This window comes from Thermococcus onnurineus NA1, from assembly GCF_000018365.1.
Lineage (GTDB): Archaea > Methanobacteriota_B > Thermococci > Thermococcales > Thermococcaceae > Thermococcus > Thermococcus onnurineus.
The window spans coordinates 1578504-1602097 of sequence record NC_011529.1 but is presented as its reverse complement, the minus strand read 5'-3'; the positions used below and the strand labels follow the sequence as shown (position 1 = coordinate 1602097).

The window sequence follows — 23594 nt, the reverse complement described above, 5'->3', positions numbered from 1 at the left end:
AGACGTCAGGAGAAACTGGGTATACCGGCGATTGAGCTGATATTTGCAACACTCACAACGGCTGGCTGTTCATGATGCTCAAAGGAGTATTATAAAAGTCCTGGGGAAGGGATGCCCCAGCCACATAAGCCTTTTTATCTGTTCCTTTAAGTGTTTAAGTGTGCATCGAAGCTTTTGCTCTTGCCAAAGTCTGCGTAGCTTTTGTCAAGCCTTTTGGCAACGTACGGACCGTTCTTCCGATAGCCAAACTTACGGTAATACTCCCTCACACCTACGCCGCTTATGACAAGCATTTTCTTGACGTCAAACTCCTCGCGGGCAATCCTCTCCGCCTCAGCAAGAAGCTCCCGTCCATAGCCGCGGTGCTGCCACTCGTACTTCGGTTTCCCGCCAATCGGCACGAGCGGACCGTAGACATGGAGCTCCCTGACAATGGCCGAAGGACAGCAGTTTATCTCCTTCCGATGGGCTTTTTCACTCGGAATCCTCAGGCGGAGGAAGCCTATGAGGATGTCATTCTTCGTATCCTCAAAACTGAGGAATATCTCTTTACCGCCAGCTGCATCGTAGTCCTCCCTAAGAAGCTCGATGTGCTCCATCTCGGGCTCCACACCGAACTTCTGCATCATATGGCCAACCTCTCTAAACCTAATCTCCCTCGGACGAATTCCTCTCTTAATCAGCTCGTTGAAGACAAGCTGTCCAAGGTTGGAGTGCTTGACGCCGTCGACGATGAGCTTTGCCGGGATGTCGCGCTGGATTCTCATGACGCGAACCCACTTGGGGAAGAGCTTGTAGGCCTCGACGAGAAGCTCAACGGCTTCCTCCGTGCGGTATGGCCGGTATTTACCTTCCTTCCACCAGCGGTAGAGAGGAGCGTCGGCGGTAATAAGGGTCGGGTATACCTTCAGCATGTCCGGCCTGAAGCGAGCATCCTCGAATATTGCTCTGAAGGTGTACAAATCCCTCTCGAAGTTGCTCCCGGGCAGACCAGGCATTATGTGGTAGTTTATCTTCAACCCAGCGTCGCGGAGGAGCTGGGTAGCCTTAACTATCTCCTCAACACCGTGGCCGCGCTTGGTCCTCTCGTGGATGAAGTTGAAAATCGTCTGAACACCGAGCTCAACGCGCGTCGTTCCCAGCTTGAGCATCCTGTCAATCTGCCTTTCGAAGGCCCAGTCCGGGCGGGTCTCTATCGTTAATCCGACCATCCTCACATTAGCCTTCTCGTTCTTCCTCTGCTCATCTTCGAGATAATAGTAGGGCTTTCTGTGCGTCTTCTCCCAGGCCTCCTTGAACTTCGGATCCTCGTCAAGGACGGACTTATCTCCGTGGACTATCAGGCGGACAAGCTTCTCCTCGAGGTTTTCTATGTCCCTGAAGTGCGGGAAGTCGTTCATGGCCTTGAAGGCGCACTTGATGAACCATTCCTGGTAATCCAGATCAACCGCTGGAAAAGTTCCACCCTGGATTATGACCTCGACCTTGTCCACGTCGTGGCCTATGTCAGTGAGCTGCTTTAGCCTGCGCATCATGATGATATAGGGGTGGTAAGCGCTCTGGACGGCCCTCAGAGCGGAAGGTTCTTTTCCAGTATAGCTCTGAGGAGAGCCAACGCTCGGACCGCCCGGGCAGTAGATGCAGCGTCCGTGGGGACAGGGGAAAGGCTTGGTCATCATGGCAACGACTGCAACGCCGCTTATCGTTCTGGTTGGCTTCCTCCGGAGCAGATCCCTAAAGCGGTCGCGCTCTTCCTCAGGTATAGCCTTCAAGATGTCCGAGTTGCCGGGAATTTTGGAGAGGTGATACTTCCTAGAGACGATTATCTTGTAGCGGTTAAGCTCGTCCCGCGTTTTAATCTCGCCCGCCAAAACTGCCCTCGCAAGCTCCTCAACCGCTCGCCTGAAGTTGTCACTCCCACCCATACCAACACCTCTCGGAGCGAGTTGGGCAGGCCTTTTAAAAGGTTAGCTGGTCGGAGATGTTGCCCGAGATATTCAGTATAGTGAATACGGAGACGTTAAAAGCTCTCGCGGGGATTAAGTTTGGTGGTCGAAATGGTCGCGCGAGACGAGATAGTCGCATTTCTCAACGAATACCTCAACATTAATGCCTTCCCTGACAAGTCAAAGAACGGTCTCCAGGTAGAGGGAAAGGAGGAAGTTGAGAGGATAGCCTTTGCCGTTGACACGACGCTCAGAACGATAAAGAGAGCCGCCAGGGCCAAAGCTGACATGATGATAGTCCACCACGGCATGATATGGGGTGGCATAGACTACGTGACTGGAGTGACATACCGCAGGCTTAAGGCGCTCTTCGATGCTGGCATAAACCTCTACGTCGCCCACGTGCCTTTAGATGCCCACCCTGAGGTCGGAAACAACGTCCAACTACTCAAACTTCTCGGGCTTGAACCGAAGGAGCCCTTCGGCGAGTACGGAGGGGTCACGATAGGTTATATCGGGGAGTTTGAGGAGACAAAGCCGGTGGAGGAAGTGGCACAGGTTCTCGCGGAGAAGCTGGACACGACAGTTAAGACCTACGAGTTCGGGGTGAGGGAGATAAGACGCGTTGGAGCCATAACAGGCGCTGGCGGCTTTGCACTGGAGGAAGCAAAGAGAAAGAACGTTGACCTATTCGTTCTCGGAGAGTTTACACACGCCAACTATTTAACCGCCTTGGATCTTGGGATAAGCGTCGCGGTTGCCGGCCACTACAAGACAGAAACGCTCGGCGTAAAGGCGCTGATGCCGCTCGTTAAAGAGAAGTTCGACGTTGAGGTTTTCTTCATCGACGAGCCAACTGGACTTTGAGCCCGCCTGTTTTTTCTCTATTGTAAACACTTACACAAAAGGGTTAATAACGGCAGGAGCAAAATATTCTGGGGTGATACCATGAACAAGGCGCTCACAATAATGGCAATAATTACAATAGCGCTCGCGGCCTACGCCCTCAGTACGTCACAAATTCCCCCTGCGAGCATAGAGTACAGGGAAGTCTTCTACACCAACAACCAAAGCGTTACGTTCATCACAAAGGACGGCGTCGGGCTCTTTACTATGAAGATTAGTCCCCACGTGAACTCCTTCGAGCTGACAATAAAGTTCCCAGAGGGGACCTCATACCTCATCAGATACGGGAATGAAAACTACAAAGGCACCAACGAGTTCAAAGTCACCATAGACAAAGACACCGTGCCCGATGAAGTCTACATCCAGTTTCAGCTCCCACAAGACGTAACAAAGAAACTCATCTATGAGAACGGGGAGGTGGAGATAACCATAAAGGGAGACAAGATACCAGTCTGGCACGCTGAAGACGTAATCTACGTCAAGTATTGGAAAGAAGAGAGGAAGCCCTGATTCCAGCTATTTCCTTTTCCAGCTCTTCTGGGGGGGAGCACCTTAAGTCTCACACCTAACTCCTCAGCGTAGTTCAGAACCCAACCCGGCTTCACGTTTCTAAAAGGCGTTACAACCCAAAGCTCCGGAAACCCCGCCCTATGGGCCTTGACAACGTCGTAGAGGAGCCTTTGAGGAAACCACTTGAAGGAAGCCTCAAGCTCGATGGCGAGGAGCTTTTGTCCGCCATTCAGAATCGCCACGTCTATCCTCGTCCCGTCTGGAGTCCTGTACTCAGGGATAGCAGTTAGCCCGAGTTCAGAGCAGAACTCTACAACCTGCCTGGTCAGGGTCTTGACCTTGATTTTGACCACCAAGAAAAGTTTAAAAATCAGCCGAGGCGCTTCTTCACCTCGGCTATAGCCTCCTCGGCCTTCAGGGGGTTCTTTATCCTGCCCTGGGCGAGCTCCTTTCTTCCACCCCCGCCACCGCCGGCAACGCTTGTTATCACCTTCGCAAGCTCGCCGGCCTTAAGGTCGAGGCCATCGCCAACGGCAACGACGAAGTGGCCCTCCCTGCTGATGAGGAGGACAACTCTCTTATCCTTCCTGAGCTTGTTTGCCGCCTCGCGGAGGTCGTCCATGGTTCCCTCAACGACTGCGCCAATGAACTCGACTTCCCCGACCCTCTCGATTCTGTCCTCAAGTTCGTAAACGAGGAGCTTCGCCAGCTCCTTCCTGAGCCTCTCAACTTCCTTCCTTGCCTCCTTCCACTCGTTGAAGAATCTCCCGGCAGTCTCTGGCAACTTCTCGGGCGGGACGCGGAAGACCTCACTTGTTCTCTTGAGGATTCTCTCAGTTTCTTGCATCCAGTTTACGGCGGCCTCTCCCGCGGCGAAGATTATCCTCTCAACACCGTCCTGTATGCGCTCGGTTCTCAGGATTTTAATCGGACCTACAAGGCCGGTGTTCGGCAGGTGGGTTCCACCACAGGCCTGGACATCCCAGTCCTCTATCCTGAGCACCCTGATAATCCTGCCCGGCACAACTCCGCCCTGATAGAGCCTGAAGCCGTACTTCATCTCGGCTTCAGTCCTTGGAAGCCACTCCCAGGCTACCCTTCTGTTCTCCATAACTATCCTGTTGGCGAGCCTCTCTATCTCCCTGAGCTCCTCCTCGGTTATGCGCTTGTAGTGGGATATGTCCAGCCTGGCCCAGTCGGTATGAAGCTGAGAACCAGCCTGCCAGACGTGCTTTCCGAGAACCCTAACCAGGGCACCCATGAGGACGTGGGTTCCCGTGTGGTGGCGCATGTGCTGGATTCTCCTGTCCCAATTGATCCTTCCGTGGACGGTCATGCCCTCCTTGAACTTCTCGGGCTCCTCAACCCTGTGGAGGATAACCTTTCCGACCTTCTGGACGTTGGTAACTTTAACTCCGTTCAGCTCGCCCGTGTCGTAGGGCTGACCGCCGCCCTCGGGGTAGAATGCGGTCCGGTCAAGAACGACCCAGTCATCGATTACCCTGAGAACCTCCGCGTCGAACTCCTTCATAAACGGATCCTCGTAGTAGAGTGTCCTCGTGTCGGGCAAGTCCTTCACGAGTTCGAAGTCAACGACGTACTGGGCGGCCTCCTTCTTTTCTTCCTTCTCGGCCTCCTTGGCGACGAGAGTGTAGAAGTTGTCGGGTATGTGGACCTTAACACCCTCCTTCTGAGCTATTTCCGCCACTATCTCCGGCGTCAGTCCGTGGCTCTCGTAGAATAGGATGAGCTTTTCAAGCGGAATCTCGTTTTCACCCTTCTTCTTGAGTTTGGCTATCTCGCGCTTCACCAAGTCGCTTCCGCGCCGGAGGGTTTCCTGATAGCGCTTCTCTTCAACGTTGATGATGTCAAGGATTACATCCTCCATCTCCTTAAACTCAGGGAAGCTCGGCGAAAGCTCCTTGATGTGCATGGCAACGATCTCCGCCAGCGGCATTTCCAGACCAAGCTCACGGAGGTGCCTTATGCTCTTCCTTATGAGGAGTCTTGCAAGGTAGCCCGCCTTGACGTTGGACGGGATGACTCCATCAGCGAGCATGAATGTTAGGGCCTTGGTGTGGTCGGCTATCGCATAGATAAGCTCGTAGGGCCTTACCAGCTTCTCCAGCTCCTCAACGCTTATGCCGACGCGTTTGGCAACTTCCTGGCGGAGAACTCTCAAATCTCCCATGTCCTCGATGTCAAACATTCCGGCCAGTTTAGAGTTCTCCATCAGGATTCTCTCGTCTATTTTCTCTATTCCAGCCATCCTCTTGAGTGGCTCTATGACGTAGCCGAGGACGGCATCGTAGGCTGTGGGAGTACCCTGGCTCATCCAGACAAGCCTTTCAAGGCCGTAACCGGTATCAACGACCATCGTTTCCATCGGGACATACTTGTCGCCCTTTATCTCAACGACCTGACTTGGGTCAGCGTTTTCAGGAGCTTTCTTGTACTGCATGAAAACTAGCGTTGCAACCTCAAGACCCCTGTAAAGGACCTCGAAGGCAGGTCCGGCGTTTCCACCGCCAGCCCAGGGGTTCTCCTTGAAGGTTATGTCCTCGGCCTTCATACCGAGCTCCTTGGTGAAGAACTCGAAAGCGAGCTCAACCGTCTCGTCCATCCAGTATATCGGCTTGCCGGGGTAATTGAAGGCGTGGTGCGCCATCATCTCAAATATCGTGAAGTGCCTGCCGGTTATTCCAACGTTGTCTATGTCGGTAAAGCGAATCGAGGGCTGTGAGATGGTGAGCGGATTGGCTGGAGGATCGGCTTCACCGCTGATTACCCACGGCTGGAAGTCCATGATTGAAGCACCAACGAGGAGAACGTCGTCCCTCCATCTTGGCAGAACAGGATAGCGCTTCACCCTTCCGTGGCCGTGCTTTTCAAAGAAGCTCAGGAACTTCTCGCGCATCTCGTCGAGGGTGTACTTCTTTGGAATGCCAGGCTTACCGATGAATCCATACTCATCACACGGAGGGTCCCCGCAGGTTTTCCTCTCTGGGTCGAGCGTCCAGAAGAACTTTCCGCACTTAGGGCACTGTTTTCTCATCCACCCTTCCTCTTTAAACATGCGCGTGGTCATGTCCATGCTCATGAGCATCACCTCTTTTTAAGCTGAAGTAAAAAGAGCCGGAGCCTAATTAAGGTTTTTGTTAGTCTTTCAAATCAGCTTCGAGGTCAACGTCCACATCCTCAAACTGCTCCTCATCAACGACAACAAGAGGGACTTTGAGCTTTGCAAGGAGCTCCTTAAGGCGCTTCTCGCGACGCTCCATTATCTCAACCTTGTGTCTCAGACTGGTGTTCTCTATGGCGAGCCTATTAGCCTCGTCGACCTTCATGTTGAGCTGCATTCGAAGCTCGACTATCTGCTCCTCCAGTTCAATGATGGAACGCTCAAGCCTCTCAATCTCATCATAAAGGTCTTTACACAGCCAGCGCTTTACCATAGCGGTCAGCCCCGCGAAACCTCCTCACCAATCAGGGGGCTCCAGACTCATCATCCCACCAGTGGGTTTTTCATCCCCACTCTTAACTTTATCCTCTAAGAGTCTTTGTCTCAGAAGCTCTTCTATTTTCAAGTCAATGCTTTCTAGAAGTTCTAGCTCTATCATTAAGGCCCTTTCAAGAAGCCTGCTCAAATTTATGCCCTTTTCCTTTGTCCTTTGGTGAAGTTCTTATAGATGTAAGTACAGTTGTTCTCACTTTCTCTGTCATAGAAATCACCTAGTATGCATACTGATGCAGATGCATATTTATATATCCTTACCCAATCCCACAGAAAGGCTTAATAAACTTTTCACAGGTAATACTAAGTTGAGGAGGTAATAGGGGCATGTTCAGGTACATTCTCAAACTCTTTGCCCTCATGTTCATTCTCTTCCTCATAGTGGGTAATCTTACTGCTCCTGCTGAGCTTACTGAGGATGATGTCCAAGTTGATGGAGTCATGGGAACATTCTACCACATTGGTAAGTTTATAGTAGTGCCTTTTGAGAACTTGAAGTACAGGCTGGACAGGAGTGATGCTGGTCTTGATGAGACTGGTGGGGAGAGTTATGATTACTCTGCTCCCCAAGTGCCTCCTGGGTATGTTGAGAGCTACTTTGAATTCCAGGGTGAGAAGTACAAGTACTACAAGCCCCTGAACCCTGAGAAGTCCCCAGTGGTGGAAAACTTCACCTTTAAGGGAGGCTACTCAGTTGCAGAAGGCTGGTATGGTTTTGATGCCAAAGACCTTGTGAAAGACCTGTACAGTGAACCAGTGCTTGAAGTGTTCAAGCTGAGCCTGGATGCAATGTATGGTAAGTTTGATGAGGAGGACAGGGAAATCTTCATCAAGTACACAAAAATGCAAGGAGAGTGTGATAATGGTTGGTGTGAGGACTTCAACCCAGTTGGAGCATTTAATAAGCTTGTAGACATTGGTGAGCTGGGACTTCCCTACACTCCAGAAGTCATGAGGCACTATTTAGAATCAAACATTGACATGTTTATGAAATTAGGTTCAGGTTTTAATAATGACCCTCAGCTTCCTTCCAAGGTTATCAAGGGGGAAGAAGGAATTGACTGTGATGGTATAGTGCTGTACAGGTATGCCTTTCTTTATCACTTGAATAAGCTCATGGGGATTGAGGCAGAGTATTATTTAGTGGGTTTAAATGGTGTGATTAATGGTAAAGTGAACCCAGTGGGTCATGCTGAACTGTTTGTCTACTACCCAGAAACTGGTAAATGGGAAATTTACAGTGCAAGTGCAGTGACAGAGTACTTTTACAGGTACACTAGCAAGGACATTAACCTTGAAGCTTACAAGAGGTTTAGTCAAACTAAAGAAGCCATAGTTGGCTACTCTGAAGGGGATAAAAAGCTTAGCACCTACTTCAAAATTGGTCTCACATTTGCAGTGGACTGGGGGAGGCTGAAGCCCCCACAAGTGTACCTGCCAGCTGGCAAGCTCCAGTTCAACAGTTTTGAAGAAGCACTTTACTGGTACTTGCACAGCAACCTAGAACATGGTGGTTTCATATACATATTCCTTGCTGGGAAGTGGGGTAGTTCCTCTCTGGGGCTTGGGCATACTCCCACTGATGAGGAGATATATGAGGAGTACAAGGATTTTCCAATTAAGGTGTATTTGAGCAAGCTCCCCACTCCTGAAGACCCTTATGTGTACAGGGTTAAGGAGTGGTATGGGAGGACTGTCACTGTGGAGGGTCTCAAGGAGGATTTGATTAAGAAGGGGCAGTACAGGGAGATTAATTTCATTATTGATAAGGGTGAGCCTCCTGAAATCCTCAAGAATCCTCAGCCTGTGTTTACTTTGGAGAATGCACCTCCTTGGCTTAAAGAGAGGATTGTGAAGTATATGACTAGATTGGAAAAGGAAAATGATAATGGCAGTGGTGGGGAGAGTATCATTGACCTTTTGATTAGGGGTTTTAAGAGGTTACTCAGTGGGTGAGGTTTGGGGGTTGAACCCTTTCTTTTTTATAGCTTTTACAAAGTTCTTGTTGTGCATTAGGTTGTAAGTGGTGATTATGAGTGAGTATAGTGCTGGGAAGGAGTAGGTGACTATTTTGGTCACCAGGTCTGGGGTGGTGGGTTTCAAGCCAAGGATGATTATGGTCAGGCTCAAACTGATGGTTAAGAGTATGTTAGCAGTGGTAAGCCTGTTGTCCCAAGTTCTTTCAAAGGTCAGCATGAGGTTAACTGTAAGTGCTGTTGTTGATTAGTAAGGTATGGAGTACTTTTAATTCTCAGATGCCCTAAGTTACTTGCCACGTTTAATTATATGGCGATAATTGATGGGCAAATCATGGATGTATACTAATGGAGCCAGAGGATGAATTGGAAATAATCTTATTCAACAACGGAACCCACTATTATGCGATTTCAGTCTCAAAAATATGAGAGTCTTAACGGTTGCCCTACGTTAAGGTTAAATTCACAAGTTGGATGTACACCATTGGATGGTGGTACGCGTGAAGAAAGCTCTGGTATTTCTGCTCATCATAACTGTTCTATCAGCGGGCTGTCTTGGTGGAACTCAAACCGTGACAACCACCGTAACTGAAATCCAGAACCACACACTCACCGAAACCGTAACCGAAACCCATACCGAGGTGAAAGTGATAGAGCCTGGAATCAACGTCACCGAGCTGACCGAGAATCTTAGCCTGTGCGTCTCAAAGCTCTCCGAGCTCAACTCCACATTGGCCGAAGAGGAAGGAGAGCTCAGCTCGTTGAAGGCCAAATACCAGAGCTGTCTGATTCAGCAGGCCCTTGGAAATGAGGCAGGTTTTGAAATACTCCTCGATAATGAATACTACTATGAGGTTCTCAACACCATAAACAACGCCGGTGAGAGCATCTATGTAATGATGTTCTCCATGAAGTACGACCCCGCGGACAGCTTCGACTGGGCAAACGATCTCATAAGAGCCCTGGCGGAGGCCGAAAAGAGGGGAGTCAGCGTTCATGTCCTCCTCGAGGACTCCTCGGACATCAATCAGGCCGCCTACGATTACCTGAAAGCCAACGGCGTGGATGTTTCTTTTGACTCGCCCGAAACGACGCTTCACGCTAAGGTGGTGGTGATAGACGGGAAGACAGTCTTCCTCGGGAGTCACAACTGGAGCGAGAGCGCCCTCTACTGGAACCACGAGGTCAGCATCAAAATAGTCTCCGAAGATCTCGCCCAGAGCCTGATTAACTACTTCTGGAGCATCCGCTAAGGCTTTAAGCCCTGCTCTCAACTTTTTTCGGTGTTGAAGATGTTTGAGTCACTGAAGAAGATTTACTGGAAGTGGCGCTCCCGCTGCCCCTTCGTCAGAAAGCTCGAAGAGTGGAGGATGAAAAGAAAGGCGAATAAATTCGAGGTAAAGAGAAGATGAGGAGTTATCCCCTGAGAAGCCGCGAGAGCTCTTCCGAGACCCTTTCAATTTTAACGGCTATCTGTTCACCGCTCTCCATGTCCCTTATCGTGACCTTGCCCTCAGCCAGATCCTTCTTGCCGACTAAGATGACGTAGGGCACGCCAAGCCTTCCTGCATAATCTAAGGCCTTCTTGAGTTTCCTGCCCATGAGGTCGTAGTCGGCCGTGATGCCTTTCTTCCTAAGGCTCTGAGCTATTTCAATGGCCTTCGCCCTGAGCTCAAGCTCTTTACCGATTGGAATCACGTAGACGTCTGGCCTGAGCTTCGGCTCTGGAATCAGGCCCCTCCACTCAAGGATCGGGATGAGGCGCTCTATTCCTATGGCAAAGCCCGTCGCCGGAGTTGGCTTTCCGCCGAAGACCTCTATGAGGTTGTCGTAGCGGCCACCTCCACCTATCGAGCCTATCCCAAGGTCGTTTGGCGCTATCGCTTCAAAGACAACGCTCGTGTAGTAGTCGAAGCCCCTGGCTATGCCGAGATCTATGAGTATGAAGTCGTAGACGCCGTAAGCCTTGAGGAGCTCCACAAGTTCGTAGAGGCGTTTTATTTCCTCCCTTGCCTTCTCACTCGTGAAGAGCTCCTCCGCCTTCGGGAGAACATCGTCAGGCTTCCCTTTTATCTCTATCAGCGCCAGAACCTTCCCGATGCCCTCGTCGCTTAGACCAAACTCTTTCAGAGATCCTATAAAGTCTTCCCTGCTCATTTTGTCCTTCTTGTCGATGAGCCTCATCAAACCAATGTCATCACTAACGCCAAGCATCTTCGCGAACTCGTCAAGCAGAACGCGGTCGCCAATGTTCACAGTGAATTCCTTCAGGCCAGTTGCAAGGTAACTCTCAACGAGGAGGGCTATGACCTCAGCGTCGGCCTCGACCTTGTCGCTACCGATGAGCTCGACTCCAGCCTGCCAGAACTCTCTATAACGGCCGCTCTGAGGTTCTTCATATCTGAACATGTTGGCAATGTAGTACCACTTCACTGGCTTTGGTGCGTTCTGGAACTGGTTGACGAACAGGCGTGCTACGCTCGACGTCATGTCAGGCCTCAGTGAGAGGTTCCTCCCGCCCTTGTCCTCGAAGGCATAGAGCTGCTCCACAACCTCCTCACCGCTCCTCAGCTGAAAGAGGGCGGTGTATTCGAAGGTCGGTGTGAGTATCTCATGAAAGTTGTAGCGCTCGAAGACGTCCCTTATTCTCTCGAAGACCCATCTCCTCTTCGCCATCTCCTCTGGCAAGAGGTCTCGCGTTCCCTTTACCTTCTCGAGTCTAACATTCATCCTCAACCCTCCGCTCTGGAAAAAGAATATGGGGTTAAAAGGTTAGCCCAAAAAATTTTTCGTTATGGCGAAACCGAAGTCATGAGCAGATAGATGCCAACAACTCCCTGAACCATCATCTGCGCTCCAATGGCCATCGTGAACATACCGATTATCCTTATGAAGACACCAAGCGTTGTTTTGCTGATGTTCTTGATAACGTATAGAGTAAGGAACATCACGAGGGCTGTAAGGAGTATAGCAAGGAATATAGCAGCGGTGGCGTGGTAGATTCCCTTCTCGGCTGTGAGGGTTATTGCCGTTGTTATTGCCGCCGGGCCGGCTATCAACGGAGTAGCCACCGGTACGGCAGCCAGAGCAAGGATGTTTTTCTCCTTCTTGAGGGTTATCATGCCGCCGCTTTCGAGGGCCTCAAGACCTATCTTGAAGAGGACAAATCCACCCGCAACACGGAGGGCATTGAGGTCTATGTGGAAAATCTCCTGGAGGATTATCTGGCCGGAAACCGCGAATAGGAAGAGGAGAAGAAACCCTATGAGGTTTGCCCTCACGATGAGCGCCCTTATATCCTCTATGTGGAAGTCTTCACGCAGCAGGCTAACCAGGAGGATCTTATCGCTTGGGTCTATCATTATGAGCATGAAGAGGGCCGAACTCAGTATCGCCGTGAACTCACTCATAGCCTTTCCTCCGGCAGGGATTTTATAAATCTATGCCCTAAAGTGTGCACGCGATGATGCGCTGCGCTCTCTTAGAACCACTACACTCTCTTTGAACAACCGGCGCTGACTGGAGGATGAAGAGCATTCGGTTGGCTATCTAGTCCCTCGTAAAGGCCCACTTGAGTAGGGGCGGCGTCACGAGAGTCGTTGCCATTACCATTGCTATTGCCATTGAAAAGGCTGCTCTATCGAGAACCCCCTCCACCAAACCTATGTTGGCCATGATCAGACCAACCTCCATGCGTGGAATCATACCAATTCCAATCTGGAGGGCTTCTTCCGGCTTGAATTTTGAAAGAAGCGCTCCAACACCGCAGCCAAGAACCTTGCCGATGACTGCCAGGAGGGAATAAACGAAAGCGAAAGTTCCCGCAGTGAAAATGACCTTGGCGTTGGTCTCTGCGCCTACCCCTACAAGAAAGATGGGGATAAAGAATGCATAGCCAATGGTGATTATTTTGTCCGTTATCTTACGGGCATCCCCACTCCCGGCAACGAGGATTCCGGCCAAGTATGCCCCGGTTATGGCTGCTATCTGGAAGTATTCTGCCAGATATGCAAAGAAGAGCATCACGACAAGTGCAACCGTGGTGACAGTCTCAGGGAGGTTTATCCTATGAGAAGTATTCAAGAGCTTTTTAATGGCTCTCTTACCAAACAGATAGCTCAAAACAAAAAATGCTGCTATTTCCATGAGGATTATTTCTATGTCTTTCGCATAGACTGTGCCCTTCGTATTGATGGCCACAAGGATTGTAAGGATTATTATACCCAAGACATCGTCAACAACGGCGGCTGCAAGGATAGTGGTTCCGACCCTTGTGCGGAGCTTCTTGAGCTCCATCAGGACGTTAACGGTCAGGCTTACGCTGGTTGCAGTCATGACACCACCAAGAAAGAGGGCCTGCATCTGAGGATAGCCCCATTTAAAGGCTATTGCGTAGCCGAGGAGGAATGGAATCGCGACACCCAGAACAGCTATGAGAAATGCGGGCAGTCCCACACGCTTGAACTCCTCGATGTCGGTTTCAAGTCCTGCCAAAAAGAGCAACATTACCACACCCAAATCAGCTATCAGCCTAATGCCCTCATCATACGTGACAAAATTGAGAAGTGAAGGGCCAAGAAGTATTCCACCAACTATCTGACCCAATGCAGCTGGAAGTCCGAGACGCGAGCTAATGTATCCGGCGAGCTTTGCCGTTATTAGGATCACTGCCAGCTCTAGGAAGACGTCCATTTCAATCCCCATCGTTCGGCTATAAAGAAACTAGGCGGATAAGCCGAATTATGTCCTTGACCTCGAGGATACCATGAACCTTTCCCTCTTCGTCCACAACAGGCAGGTGATGCTTTCCGGTTTCAATCATCAGCCGTATTGCGTGACCAAGATCATCGTTCACGTTGATCGTTATCGGCTTGGTTACCATTATATCCTCAACTTTTGTGGCTCTAGTCATGGAGTACCTCTTCAGCAACCCAAAGCCCACTATTGAGTGTCTCCTTGGCGGGTCGAAGAAGTGAAGTATGTCCTTCATAGTTACGAAGCCAATCAACCTGCCCTCGTCATCTACAACAACCGCAGAGCTCTCCTCCTCGCTCATACTTTCGATAAGGGTTACGAGAGAATCACTAGGACGGAGCTTGAGAAAGTCCTTGTCCATCACTATTCTAACTGGAACCTTCTCTATGTAGCGAATGTTGTGGCTCAGCTCCTCCTTTCTCCGGAGCTGGAGAAGCTTTCTCTTGCTGTGGATTATCTTTATCTTATTTGCCTTGGCTTTATCCGATTTCTCTCCGGCCATGCTCCCACTGAAAGTTGTACTACTCAATTCTGTTTAAAGGTTTCGGGAAATTATTTAAAATTCAAATGTCAAAATTTCCCAATAATTTAGTGATATTAACCAAAAATTTGCCAAAAAGTTTTTAAGGGATTAACCTTAAATCCCGACAAGGGAAATATGGTTTCTGGAAAGAGGTACGACGTTGTGATCATCGGAGCCGGCCCAGCAGGTCTTTTCGCAGCCTATGAACTGGTAGAAAAGAGCGATTTTAAGGTTCTAATAATAGACGAGGGCGGAGACATTAATCAGCGCGTCTGTCCCATGTATGAGCTCGGCTACTGCATTGGCTGCCAGCCCTGCCACATAATGAGCGGCGTTGGCGGTGCGGGAGGACTGAGCGACGGCACCATCAATCTCCGCCCGGATATAGGCGGTGATCTAAGAGAGCTCACAAACGACGAGAACTACGCCTGGCAGCTCGTCTGGGAAGTCGACCAGATTTTTCTGAAACACAAGGCCCCAAAAAATCTGTTCAAAGGCAATCCCGAGCAGGTAAAGTATTGGGAGCAGAGAGCCGCTCAGGCCGGCGTCAAGTTCATCCCCATCATCCAGAGGCACATCGGCTCGGACAGAACGCCAGAAGTCATCGGTGACATAAAAAAGCACCTGGAGGGCAAAGGCGTTGAGTTCCTTCTCTGGACGAAAGCTCTGGAGTTCGGCCAGGGATGGGTGAAGGTCAGGCGCGGGAAGGACATCTTCATCATAAACACCCGTTATATCATCGTCGCTCCCGGAAGGGGAGGAGCGGACTGGTTCCACGACGTGGCCAAGAAGATAGGCCTCAAAGCAAAGCACGGACCCATCGATGTAGGCATCCGTGTCGAGGTTCCTGCCATAGTGATGGAGCCCATAACGAGCATAAACCACGACCCCAAGTTTCACATCTATACGGACACCTACGACGACTTCGTGAGAACCTTCTGCACCAACCCAAACGGCTTCGTCGTCGAAGAACGCTACGACGGCTACGTTGGAGTAAACGGCCACTCCATGCATGAGAAGAAGAGCAACAACACCAACTTCGCCTTCCTGAGCAGGATTGAACTCACAGAACCAGTTGAAGACACAACAGCCTACGGAAAGAGCATAGCGCAGTTAGCCACGACCATAGGCGGAGGAAAGCCCCTCCTCCAGAGGCTCGGCGATTTAAGGCGTGGAAGGAGGAGTACATGGAGCAGAATAAAGAGAAGCGATGTCGAGCCAACACTCAAGCACGTTACTCCAGGAGACATCGCGATGGCCCTACCTCACAGGGTCGTCACTAACATCTTAGAAGGCTTGGAGAAGCTCGACAAGGTTCTGCCCGGGGTTGCCAGTGACCATACTTTGCTCTACGCACCTGAGATCAAGTACTACGCCATGCGCGCCGAGGTTGATGAGAACCTCGAAACAAGTATAGAGGGAATCTTCGCCGCTGGAGATGGTGCGGGCCTCAGCAGGGACATAGTCAATGCCGCCGCGACGGGTCTTCTGGCCGCGAGGGGCATACTCAAGAAGGAGGGCCTCTACACGGAGAAGGACTTCAGGAAGCCCGGCAACTGGAGGCACATGATAGAAACTATGGAGGATTAGCTTTTTAACCTCTTCCTCTTTTCAGCCTTTGGTGAGAGAGAATGCCTATGAGATGCAAGTTCTGCGAGAAACCAGCTTTCATTAAGCTTCACTACCCAAGAATGTACCTCTGCCCCGAGCACTTCACGGAATACTTCGAGAGGAAGGTCAAGCGCACAATAGAGAGATACAAGCTGCTGAAGCCCGACGAGAGAGTTCTAGTCGTTGTGAGCGGGGGAAAGGATTCAGCCGTTACTGCTTACGTCCTCAAGAAGCTTGGCTACGATATAGAGTGCCTCCACATAAACCTCGGCATAGGGGAGTACTCGGAGAAGAGCGAAGAATATGCAAAGAGGCAGTGCGAGGCTTTGGGAGTTCCGCTCCACATAGTCCGCGTTAAGGAGCTCTTGGGTCACGGAATTGGTGAAGTAAGGACGAGAAGACCCACATGCTCCTACTGCGGCTTAACGAAGCGCTACATCTTCAACAAGTTCGCCTACGACAACGGCTTCGATGCAGTCGCCACCGGCCACAACCTCGACGACGAGGCAAGCTTCATATTCTCCAACCTGATGCACTGGAATACGCAGTATCTGGCCAAACAGGGACCGCTAACCCCCGGCGAGGGCAAATTCGTGAAGAAAATTAAGCCCCTCTACGAGCTCACCGAGAGAGAAGTTGTTGCCTATGCACTTGCCAACGGCATAGAGTATCATATTGAGGAGTGCCCGCACGCTCGCGGAGCAACAACACTTGAGTTCAAGGAAGTCCTCAACGAGATGGAGGAGAAGAGACCGGGAACCAAGATAAACTTCGTGAAGGGCTACCTGAGGAAGAAGCACATCTTCGAGGCCGAGCTTGAAGAGGTAGAGCTGAGGGAGTGCAAAGTCTGCGGCATGCCGTCGAGCGGTGAGGTATGTTCCTTCTGCCGCTTCTGGCGCCTTGAGGAGCCGCTGGACTTCAGGGTAAGAAAAGATTAACGGCAAGGGCCGATGAGGTGAGCCTTTCGGGCTCTGATGGGTGATGAGGGCCTCCCTAGCTGAGGCCTCTCACAACTCCTTAAAGCGGAGCCTGAACTTCAGCTCTCCATCAACCGGGAAGAGCACCGTATAGCTGACGCCCTGCTGGATGAAGTCCCAGCCGGCCTCGCTCTGGGAAAGGGTCTTTATCGGGAACTTCCAGACTTTAGCTTTTCTGTCGAGCTTTATCTCCACCTTTCCGATGCCGTATGGATCGTTCACTTCTATCGCCGTAGCTTCGAATTCATCCGGCTCCTCCATGACGCTGTGAACCGCTAGGTTCAGCTCAGCGCCGAAGAGCACCTTAGCCCCGCTCTTGACCGTGTAGTCCACGATAAAGCCATCATCAGTCAGGCGAAGGGATTTCTCCACGCGCGCCGGTTTTCCTGAAACGCTCCCGTCCCTCCAGAGGGTTATGCCGCCCTCGAGGGGGCTGTAGTCATATGCGCCGGTCAGAAAGTCACCGAGCTCCTCATAGCGCGCGAGTCGGTAGTCGTCGAGGCCCGTTTCAGGGGACAGGAAATGATCCTGGAGGATAGCCCTTGGGTGACTGTCGTAGGCAAGCTCGCGCCTTATCTCCTCGGGTATTTTCTTTCCAATCTCGTGAATGCTGGCAACTCCTTCGCCATCCCCTTCCTCAGGGGTTGCCGCCTCTGGGACTTCGTGGTAGTGCTCCCATCTCCTCGCCAAAACGTCGTTGTAGTTCACCGCTTTCCTCTTGGAGCTGAGCTCAAAGAGCGCCCCACCGTAGGCGGGCTTGAATACGGCGAAGAAGTTCTCACTCTCAATGAAGACCTCCTCACGGCCATCGAAGTCTATATCTCTGACGAAACTTCCAGTGAAAACGTAGCTGTTCGCCTTAATGATGTTCTCCCAGATGGTCCTCCTCAGATGGGGGAGGTAAACACCACCAAAGATGCCGTGCCAGTAAGCGTCGTTGCACTGGGCTTTAAGGATGAAGTGCCTCGCCTCAGGGTTGTCCCTAACGAGTCCGCTCACCATCAGCATGCGCTTGTGCATGTAGTTGCTCTCAGGATACTTGAAGAAGAAGTTCTTCCAGATGCCGCCGCGGACGAAGACGCGGTACTTCTCGAACTGGCCGTGCTCCTTCAGCTTCTCAACGAACTCCACGAAGAGCTTTGCCTGCTTAGCTGGCAGTGACCACTCGCTCATCTCGAAGTATGAAGCGATTGGGAGGTAAACAAGGCCCTTAGGCCTGAAGCGCTGGAGGTACTCCGAGTAGAGCATGAGGTTTATCCTCTCGTCGCTCGAAACCCTGTCGAAGAACTCCTTAAGCCAGCCCTTCTTATATACCCAATCGTAGGTTCCAGGCCAGACGCCGAACTTCTCGCCGTCGTCGTGGAAGACCGCAACCTTGCTCTCATCGCCGTCATCAAGGCTGTGAAGGTACTCCAGCGTTTTCTCCACCGGCCTGAATGGGATGAGGTAGCGAAGCTTCTCGTCTATCGGAAAGACTGCTATAACCTCACCACCGTCCTCGGTGTAGTAGGGCCAGAAAAGTTCTTCCTTTGACAGACCCGCGCTCATGAAGTGGTAGTCGTCAACTATGACGTAATCTATCCCCGCCTCGCGGAGGCTCTTAACCAGCTCCGGCTGCCAGACACGCTCGGTGAGCCAGACGCCCTTGGCATCGTAGCCCAGCTTTTTGGCAAAGTCCTTCAAAAGCTTGATCTGCTCTATACGGTCTTCTTTTGGGATGGCAGCCAGGACTGGTTCGTAAAAACCTGCCACGACTATCTCAAGCTGACCCTTACTCACCAGCGAGCGGAGGAGGTCGATGTAGTCAGGCTTGTTCTCATCAAGCCACTCCAGCAAAGGCCCGCTTATGTGAACTGCGACCTTCATATTGGGGTATTCCTCCAGAATCTCCATGAAAGGACGGTAAGAACGGTTGTAAGCATCCTCAAACACCCATCCAAAGTTGCCAAGAGGCTGATGGTTGTGTATTCCAAAGATGAAATTGACCATCGATGCACCCCCAAAACTATTATCACTACCGGTGATATTGGAAAAGGTATATAAATATTTTATGCACAGGTATCATCAATGGTGAACAGGTATCACCAGAGGTGAATCCTATGAGGAAAGGCCTTGGAATTTTGATGGTGGTTTTGCTTTTTTTAAGTTTGGTTCCAGCGACTAAAATGGTAAGCGCTATGTACGGAACCAAGATAATCGACGGAGATTTAAGCGACTGGACGTCCTCGGACCTCATAACCGCCGGATGGGACAACGGGCTGGCAGGTGCAAATTTGAGCAGGATGTACATTGCCTGGGACGATAACTACCTCTACATAGCAATAACAACAGGCAACACTCAGAGCTGGGATGTTGCTTATGGTATTGGTATTGACGTTGATCCAGGAACTGGAAACGGCTACACTGGAACCAGCGATTCCTGGGGGAGGAGCATAAGCTTCGGAAACAGTTATGCCGTTGATTATGAGATTTACTTCTGGTGGGGCTGGGACACTGGAATGGGTACCGACAACTTCAACGTATGGACCGGAAGTGGTTGGACTTACAACAGCATAAGCAGCGTTGGTGGAAGCTTCGCTTACACAGGGAACACATCAACTGGATTACAAACCCTTGAAATCAAGGTGCCTTGGGAGGCACTCGGAGGAAGGCCGGACAAGGTAGCAATTATCGCTTGGGTGACTGGAAGCGGCGGTTCGGCAGTTGACAGTCTCCCGGTGGATCCTGCGATAGACTACACCAACATCGGGAACGAATGGGGAGATGCCGATACATTCACCAACCTCGCCGAAATCTACGTCGCCCCCAAGACCATAGACGGCAACCTCAGCGACTGGGGCCCGTCGGACCTCCTGGTCATTGGTCAGGACAACGGCCAAGCCGGAGCCAATCTTGGCAGGATGTACGTTTCCTGGGATGACACCTATCTCTACATAGCCATTAATACCAACAACACCGCAAGCTGGGATGTTGCTTATGGTATTGGTATTGACGTTGATCCAGGAACCGGAAACGGCTACACTACTGGTGGGGACTCCTGGGGTAGGAGCGTGGAGTTTGGAGCCGGGTACGCGATTGATTACGAAATCTACTTCTGGTGGGGCTGGGACACCGGAATGGGTACCGACAACTTTAACACATGGACTGGAAGTGGTTGGACTTACAACAGCATAAGCAGCGTTGGTGGAAGCTTCGCTTACACAGGGAACACATCAACTGGTCTCCAGACGCTTGAGATAGCAATACCATGGAGCGCCCTCGGAGGAAAGCGCTCAAAGTTCGCAATAATGGCCTGGGTTACTGGAAGTGGTGGAAGCGCGGTTGATTCTCTCCCCGTTGACCCGGCAATAGACTACACCAACATCGGGAACGAATGGGGCGACACCGACACCTTCACTAACCTGCTCGTCGGCGAATGGTTCCTCATGCCAGACCTGACCGTCAGCATCACCGGACCCGGCGTAGTTGGCCTCAACAGGGTGGGCAACTACAATGTTACTGTCAAGAACAAGGGCTCCCTGCCCGTGACTGGAGCAACGGTCAAGGTCTACATCGACGGCAACCTCTACACCAACTGGACGGCGGACCTTGGAGCAGGAGAGGAGAAGTGGTTCCTCTTCAACTGGACGCCCAACGCTACCGGAACTTACACCATAAGGGCCGTCGTTGACGAGGAGAACACCATAGCCGAAGCCAACGAGGACAACAACGAATTCGTTATGAACGTTGACGTTGTGTGGGTCGGCAACATCGACGTTGACGGAAACCCCAACGACTGGTTGGCAATTACCATTGAACCCAATTCATACACCGTCCAGAACGGATTCTTCATCTGGAGCGACCCCGTCGATGACCAGAGGCATGATAAAGACCCATACCTGCCGGGAAGAAGCTCATCGCACGCCGATCTCACAGAGGTTGGCGTAACCAAAGACGATAGGTACGTTTACTTCCTCTTCAAGTTCGCGGATATGAGCAACATCAAGATAGGGGACAACGGCGCGACCTTCATAGCGGTTCCGATAGACTACAAGGATGGCGGGGCATACTGGTTCGCCGGTGAAATGGACACCAACACTGTCATAGCGTGGGACATTCAGATGGCGGTGAACCTTGGCGGAAGCGAATACGTTGGCCAGGAGCAGGCCGTGGCTTCAGCCGGCAACAGCGTCACATCACTGCTCTACTTCGTTGACCCCGAAGGAAACGTTATCCCCGTGGACGGGGCTCTCGTTGGAGTTGACCTCACCAAGAACACCGTCGAAGTGAGAGTTCCCCTGAGCGTCTTTGATGGTGCGAGGAACTTCAACTTCCAAGTTGCCACCGGCTTCAGCTATGGCCCGGCCGTCTGGAACTTCGGAGACCCATTCGCCAACGACGGTAACAGCGATATCGTTGACACCATTACCATTGAGCCAACCACCACCCAGGAGCTGGTGGACAACATCCCGGACTACTACGTTCGCGTAACCATGGACAACATCATCGAGAGCGCTGGCCTTGTTAGTGTCAAGGTGCAGAGACTCATCCAGTACCAGAACACCTTCGTCATGATCAACAAGTTCTACGGCATAAGAAACTTCGAGAAGGACTACGCCCGCTACCAGGAGCTCGCCAGCGAGCTCAGGAACATGCCGCTAACGGATGACATAAGGAAGAAGCTCGAGCAGTACGATTCCGAGCTGATGGATCTGCTGAAGCTTTACAATGAGGGCAAGTCCATGATAGACCTGCCGAACTACGCCTTCAGTGCCTCGCTCAAGATATACCGCTCCTACACGGGCCTCAAGAAAATGGTGAGAGACCTTGAGGCTATGATCGAGAAGGCCAAGAGCGGTGAGCTGGAGAAGAAGAGAGAGATGGAGGAGCTCGCCAAGAATCTCACCAAGACCATAGACGGCAACCTTGACGACTGGAGCGTCGAGCCAGTTGCTGAGGACACCACCGGCTTCGGCCAGGATGGTGCGAACCTCAAGGCGCTCTACGTTGACTACGACGACCAGTTCCTCTACATAGCACTCACCACGGAGAACAAGGCTTCATGGAGAGTTGCCTACGGTATTTCCCTCGACTACAAGGAGGGCGGCTACACCACTGGCCAGGACAGCTGGGCCAGGAAGGTCAGCTTCAGCAGGGGCATTGATGCCCAGCTCTACTTCTACTGGAACGGGCCGTTCGACCAAGACAAGGGAACAAATAATATCTCCAGCGCCCAGCTCGTGCTCTGGAACGGAAGCTCCTGGATATACAACGATCTCAAGTGGACAGGCTTTTACGCCTACATCGGCGGCGCTGAGAACGGACTACAGACTCTCGAGATAGCCATTCCGTGGAAGGCCCTCGGAGGAAAGCCCTCTGAGATATACATCGTCGCCTACGTGACCGGTCAGGGAGCTGGAGACTCAGCAGTTGACAGCCTCCCAGACGACCCGAGCATTCACGACAGAGCGCCGGGAGAGGAGTGGACCGACGCAGATAACTTCACCACCTTCGTAAAGGTTACGATAGAGTGAGCCTCTCCCCTTTTCTGTCCTTCTTTATCTATTTGGGGCTTCAAAAGACGAGAATATCGGCCAAATACAGCACCGTCGCTATCGCCAGCTGGTTCGAGAAGTTGTCATCTGGCGGAAGGTTGTAGAATTCGGCCAGCATACCTGCAAGGGAACCGAGGACTGCTAAGGGAAGCCCCACAAGAGGCCACAGAATCAGCAGGCCTGAAATGAAGTAAGCCAGACTCCCCTCAACACTTTTGCCATTCTTAAAGCGGTGTCTTCCGAACGACTTCCCGATTATGGCCGCGAGGGCATCACCAATGGTAGCAACGGCAATTGCTCCAATGGCTATTTCCTCAGGAAAGAAGTACACCACGATGAATGCTGCCGCTGAGAAGTATATGTGCGCCGCGACGCGGTAGCGCTCGTGCTCGCGGGTTATCTCGTCTATCTGCTTTTCCAGCATCTCCACGCGCTCAATGACGTCATCGTAAACGTAGAGCCGGAGTTTTTCCTTGATTTTATCCCTCAAAGCCTCAATTATCCTGAAGGGCTCCAGAACCACGAAGATGAAGAAGGCCAATCCGATAAGAGCAAGCGTTACATCTCTCCCGAAGATGAGGTACGAGACTGGAACCGACAATCCCACGATGTGGAGGGACTTACGCTTTAGCTCGCTTTTCATGCTCATTTTTAATCACCTCCAAGGCCTCCAGCAGATCATTGACAATGTAATCGGCGTGTTTTGGGCGCCTTCCCTTGAAATAACCCCGCTTCACGAGGATGGTTGTAGCCCCAATATCTTTGCCACCCCTCATATCAGTGTCGTCCCTGTCACCGACCATATAGATCTCCTCTTCGTGGGGAAACATACTCGTTGCCAGGCGGAAGTTGTGGGGATCAAGCTTGCTGTGGCCGGTCTCGCCGCTGATTATGAGCGCATCGAAGTAGTCCTTTATCCCGAGATACTCGAGCTTCTTCCTCTGCCAGTGGCTCGAGGAGTCCGTTATGAGCACTATCTTTGCCCCCATTTCTTTGAGTCCCTGAAGAAACGGAAGGGCGTCAGGATAGAGCTTGAGGTTCGAGAAGAAGACTCTATCAACTAGGTCCATTATCTCCTCAAACTCCTCAGGGGTTATCTTGGCGTAAACTTTTCCGAGAAGCTTCTCAACGATTTTGTCAAGATCCATCATGTGGAACTCCCGCGACTGCTCGAGCTCCCTGTAGCGGGCAGTGATTATGTAGAAGAAAGACTTGAACTTCCTCCTTCTGAGAAGGAAGGGTATAAGACGGAGGAGCGTGTACTTTCCGGCATCCCAGGTGTTGCAGAGGGTATCGTCGAGATCAACGAGCACAAGCATGTTAGCGGATTGGAAGGCGATAT

The 23594-nt window shown here is 51.4% G+C and carries 20 protein-coding genes; 8 read left to right on the top strand and 12 right to left on the bottom strand.

Translation table 11 applies throughout. The features are described 5' to 3' along the window. Positions 1 to 146 precede the first annotated feature (146 nt). Positions 147 to 1925: a tRNA uridine(34) 5-carboxymethylaminomethyl modification radical SAM/GNAT enzyme Elp3 gene (locus TON_RS08835; protein ID WP_012572695.1), complete on the bottom strand. Its 1779-nt coding sequence runs from the start codon at positions 1923 to 1925 to the stop codon at positions 147 to 149. 132 nt (positions 1926 to 2057) lie between these two features. Here TON_RS08835 and TON_RS08830 point away from each other — a divergent pair, with 132 nt between their 5' ends. Further along, complete coding sequence (locus TON_RS08830; RefSeq protein ID WP_012572694.1) at positions 2058 to 2813, top strand: Nif3-like dinuclear metal center hexameric protein; 756 nt, start codon at positions 2058 to 2060, stop codon at positions 2811 to 2813. A gap of 81 nt (positions 2814 to 2894) precedes the next feature. Beyond that, on the top strand, positions 2895 to 3362 hold the full coding sequence (locus TON_RS08825; RefSeq protein ID WP_012572693.1) for a hypothetical protein: 468 nt from the start codon (positions 2895 to 2897) through the stop codon (positions 3360 to 3362). On the opposite strand, the gene TON_RS08820 is transcribed toward TON_RS08825, so the two are convergent. Genes TON_RS08820 through TON_RS10495 form a run of 4 tightly spaced genes read right to left on the bottom strand, consistent with a single transcriptional unit; the run spans position 3326 to position 6982 of the window. Further along, positions 3326 to 3715 (bottom strand): hypothetical protein, encoded by a 390-nt coding sequence (locus tag TON_RS08820; protein WP_012572692.1) that lies wholly within the window; start codon positions 3713 to 3715, stop codon positions 3326 to 3328. The two genes, TON_RS08825 and TON_RS08820, sit on opposite strands and share 37 nt — an antisense overlap. Positions 3716 to 3732: 17 nt before the next feature. Further along, complete coding sequence (gene alaS, locus TON_RS08815) at positions 3733 to 6462, bottom strand: alanine--tRNA ligase (RefSeq protein WP_012572691.1); 2730 nt, start codon at positions 6460 to 6462, stop codon at positions 3733 to 3735. A 58-nt stretch (positions 6463 to 6520) separates the two neighbouring features. After that, on the bottom strand, positions 6521 to 6817 hold the full coding sequence (locus TON_RS08810) for an initiation control protein YabA (RefSeq protein ID WP_012572690.1): 297 nt from the start codon (positions 6815 to 6817) through the stop codon (positions 6521 to 6523). 24 nt (positions 6818 to 6841) lie between these two features. Next, positions 6842 to 6982, bottom strand: coding sequence for a hypothetical protein (locus TON_RS10495; protein ID WP_187146224.1), 141 nt, complete (start codon positions 6980 to 6982; stop codon positions 6842 to 6844). A gap of 221 nt (positions 6983 to 7203) precedes the next feature. Here TON_RS10495 and TON_RS08805 point away from each other — a divergent pair, with 221 nt between their 5' ends. The 3 genes from TON_RS08805 to TON_RS10685 all read left to right on the top strand — a co-directional run bounded on the left by TON_RS08805 (position 7204) and on the right by TON_RS10685 (position 10264). Further along, on the top strand, positions 7204 to 8832 hold the full coding sequence (locus TON_RS08805; protein ID WP_012572688.1) for a hypothetical protein: 1629 nt from the start codon (positions 7204 to 7206) through the stop codon (positions 8830 to 8832). 508 nt (positions 8833 to 9340) lie between these two features. Then, the gene (locus TON_RS08795; protein ID WP_012572686.1) at positions 9341 to 10105 is read left to right on the top strand and encodes a phospholipase D-like domain-containing protein; all 765 of its coding nucleotides are present in this window, start codon (positions 9341 to 9343) and stop codon (positions 10103 to 10105) included. Between the two features lie 33 nt (positions 10106 to 10138). Next, complete coding sequence (locus tag TON_RS10685) at positions 10139 to 10264, top strand: hypothetical protein (protein ID WP_274378405.1); 126 nt, start codon at positions 10139 to 10141, stop codon at positions 10262 to 10264. Between the two features lie 4 nt (positions 10265 to 10268). Here the strand turns inward: TON_RS10685 and hisS are convergent, their stop codons facing one another. The 4 genes from hisS to TON_RS08775 all read right to left on the bottom strand — a co-directional run bounded on the left by hisS (position 10269) and on the right by TON_RS08775 (position 14109). Continuing rightward, positions 10269 to 11582 carry a histidine--tRNA ligase gene (hisS, locus tag TON_RS08790; protein WP_012572684.1) on the bottom strand — a complete coding sequence of 438 codons (1314 nt, stop codon included), beginning with the start codon at positions 11580 to 11582 and terminating at the stop codon, positions 10269 to 10271. A gap of 62 nt (positions 11583 to 11644) precedes the next feature. After that, positions 11645 to 12262, bottom strand: a complete 618-nt coding sequence (locus TON_RS08785; RefSeq protein WP_012572683.1) for a MarC family protein — start codon at positions 12260 to 12262, stop codon at positions 11645 to 11647. Positions 12263 to 12401: 139 nt separating this feature from the next. After that, positions 12402 to 13544 (bottom strand): cation:proton antiporter, encoded by a 1143-nt coding sequence (locus tag TON_RS08780; protein ID WP_012572682.1) that lies wholly within the window; start codon positions 13542 to 13544, stop codon positions 12402 to 12404. 19 nt (positions 13545 to 13563) lie between these two features. After that, positions 13564 to 14109 (bottom strand): CBS domain-containing protein, encoded by a 546-nt coding sequence (locus TON_RS08775; RefSeq protein WP_012572681.1) that lies wholly within the window; start codon positions 14107 to 14109, stop codon positions 13564 to 13566. Between the two features lie 156 nt (positions 14110 to 14265). On the opposite strand from TON_RS08775, the gene TON_RS08770 reads away from it, so the two are divergent. Together TON_RS08770 and ttuA are read left to right on the top strand one after the other, a co-directional pair. After that, on the top strand, positions 14266 to 15720 hold the full coding sequence (locus tag TON_RS08770; protein WP_012572680.1) for an NAD(P)/FAD-dependent oxidoreductase: 1455 nt from the start codon (positions 14266 to 14268) through the stop codon (positions 15718 to 15720). Between the two features lie 47 nt (positions 15721 to 15767). Continuing rightward, entirely contained in the window at positions 15768 to 16679 is a 912-nt protein-coding gene (gene ttuA, locus TON_RS08765; protein WP_048055190.1) for a tRNA-5-methyluridine(54) 2-sulfurtransferase, read from the top strand. Between the two features lie 69 nt (positions 16680 to 16748). Here ttuA and TON_RS08760 read toward each other — a convergent pair whose 3' ends face one another. After that, entirely contained in the window at positions 16749 to 18707 is a 1959-nt protein-coding gene (locus TON_RS08760; protein WP_012572678.1) for an alpha-amylase/4-alpha-glucanotransferase domain-containing protein, read from the bottom strand. 110 nt (positions 18708 to 18817) lie between these two features. Between TON_RS08760 and TON_RS08755 the strand changes: the two genes are divergently transcribed. Then, positions 18818 to 22231 (top strand): CARDB domain-containing protein, encoded by a 3414-nt coding sequence (locus tag TON_RS08755; RefSeq protein WP_012572677.1) that lies wholly within the window; start codon positions 18818 to 18820, stop codon positions 22229 to 22231. A gap of 40 nt (positions 22232 to 22271) precedes the next feature. Here the strand turns inward: TON_RS08755 and TON_RS08750 are convergent, their stop codons facing one another. Beyond that, on the bottom strand, positions 22272 to 22901 hold the full coding sequence (locus TON_RS08750) for a diacylglycerol/polyprenol kinase family protein (RefSeq protein WP_012572676.1): 630 nt from the start codon (positions 22899 to 22901) through the stop codon (positions 22272 to 22274). Next, the gene (locus tag TON_RS08745; protein WP_012572675.1) at positions 22873 to 23571 is read right to left on the bottom strand and encodes an HAD family hydrolase; all 699 of its coding nucleotides are present in this window, start codon (positions 23569 to 23571) and stop codon (positions 22873 to 22875) included. Before TON_RS08745 ends, TON_RS08750 begins: the two co-directional genes overlap by 29 nt. Positions 23572 to 23594: the final 23 nt, after the last annotated feature.

What these genes read in the sequence shown, in the direction of transcription:
- TON_RS08795 (WP_012572686.1), top strand. Translation starts at nt 9,341, where the DNA reads ATGGTGGTACGCGTGAAGAAAGCTCTGGTATTTCTGCTCATCATAACT.
- TON_RS08785 (WP_012572683.1), bottom strand. Translation starts at nt 12,262, where the DNA reads ATGAGTGAGTTCACGGCGATACTGAGTTCGGCCCTCTTCATGCTCATA.
- TON_RS08805 (WP_012572688.1), top strand. Translation starts at nt 7,204, where the DNA reads ATGTTCAGGTACATTCTCAAACTCTTTGCCCTCATGTTCATTCTCTTC.
- TON_RS08810 (WP_012572690.1), bottom strand. Translation starts at nt 6,817, where the DNA reads ATGGTAAAGCGCTGGCTGTGTAAAGACCTTTATGATGAGATTGAGAGG.
- TON_RS08750 (WP_012572676.1), bottom strand. Translation starts at nt 22,901, where the DNA reads ATGAGCATGAAAAGCGAGCTAAAGCGTAAGTCCCTCCACATCGTGGGA.
- TON_RS08835 (WP_012572695.1), bottom strand. Translation starts at nt 1,925, where the DNA reads ATGGGTGGGAGTGACAACTTCAGGCGAGCGGTTGAGGAGCTTGCGAGG.
- TON_RS08745 (WP_012572675.1), bottom strand. Translation starts at nt 23,571, where the DNA reads ATGCTTGTGCTCGTTGATCTCGACGATACCCTCTGCAACACCTGGGAT.
- TON_RS08760 (WP_012572678.1), bottom strand. Translation starts at nt 18,707, where the DNA reads ATGGTCAATTTCATCTTTGGAATACACAACCATCAGCCTCTTGGCAAC.
- hisS (WP_012572684.1), bottom strand. Translation starts at nt 11,582, where the DNA reads ATGAATGTTAGACTCGAGAAGGTAAAGGGAACGCGAGACCTCTTGCCA.
- ttuA (WP_048055190.1), top strand. Translation starts at nt 15,768, where the DNA reads ATGAGATGCAAGTTCTGCGAGAAACCAGCTTTCATTAAGCTTCACTAC.
- TON_RS08830 (WP_012572694.1), top strand. Translation starts at nt 2,058, where the DNA reads ATGGTCGCGCGAGACGAGATAGTCGCATTTCTCAACGAATACCTCAAC.
- TON_RS08825 (WP_012572693.1), top strand. Translation starts at nt 2,895, where the DNA reads ATGAACAAGGCGCTCACAATAATGGCAATAATTACAATAGCGCTCGCG.
- TON_RS08755 (WP_012572677.1), top strand. Translation starts at nt 18,818, where the DNA reads ATGAGGAAAGGCCTTGGAATTTTGATGGTGGTTTTGCTTTTTTTAAGT.
- TON_RS08770 (WP_012572680.1), top strand. Translation starts at nt 14,266, where the DNA reads ATGGTTTCTGGAAAGAGGTACGACGTTGTGATCATCGGAGCCGGCCCA.
- TON_RS10495 (WP_187146224.1), bottom strand. Translation starts at nt 6,982, where the DNA reads ATGATAGAGCTAGAACTTCTAGAAAGCATTGACTTGAAAATAGAAGAG.
- TON_RS08775 (WP_012572681.1), bottom strand. Translation starts at nt 14,109, where the DNA reads ATGGCCGGAGAGAAATCGGATAAAGCCAAGGCAAATAAGATAAAGATA.
- alaS (WP_012572691.1), bottom strand. Translation starts at nt 6,462, where the DNA reads ATGAGCATGGACATGACCACGCGCATGTTTAAAGAGGAAGGGTGGATG.
- TON_RS08780 (WP_012572682.1), bottom strand. Translation starts at nt 13,544, where the DNA reads ATGGACGTCTTCCTAGAGCTGGCAGTGATCCTAATAACGGCAAAGCTC.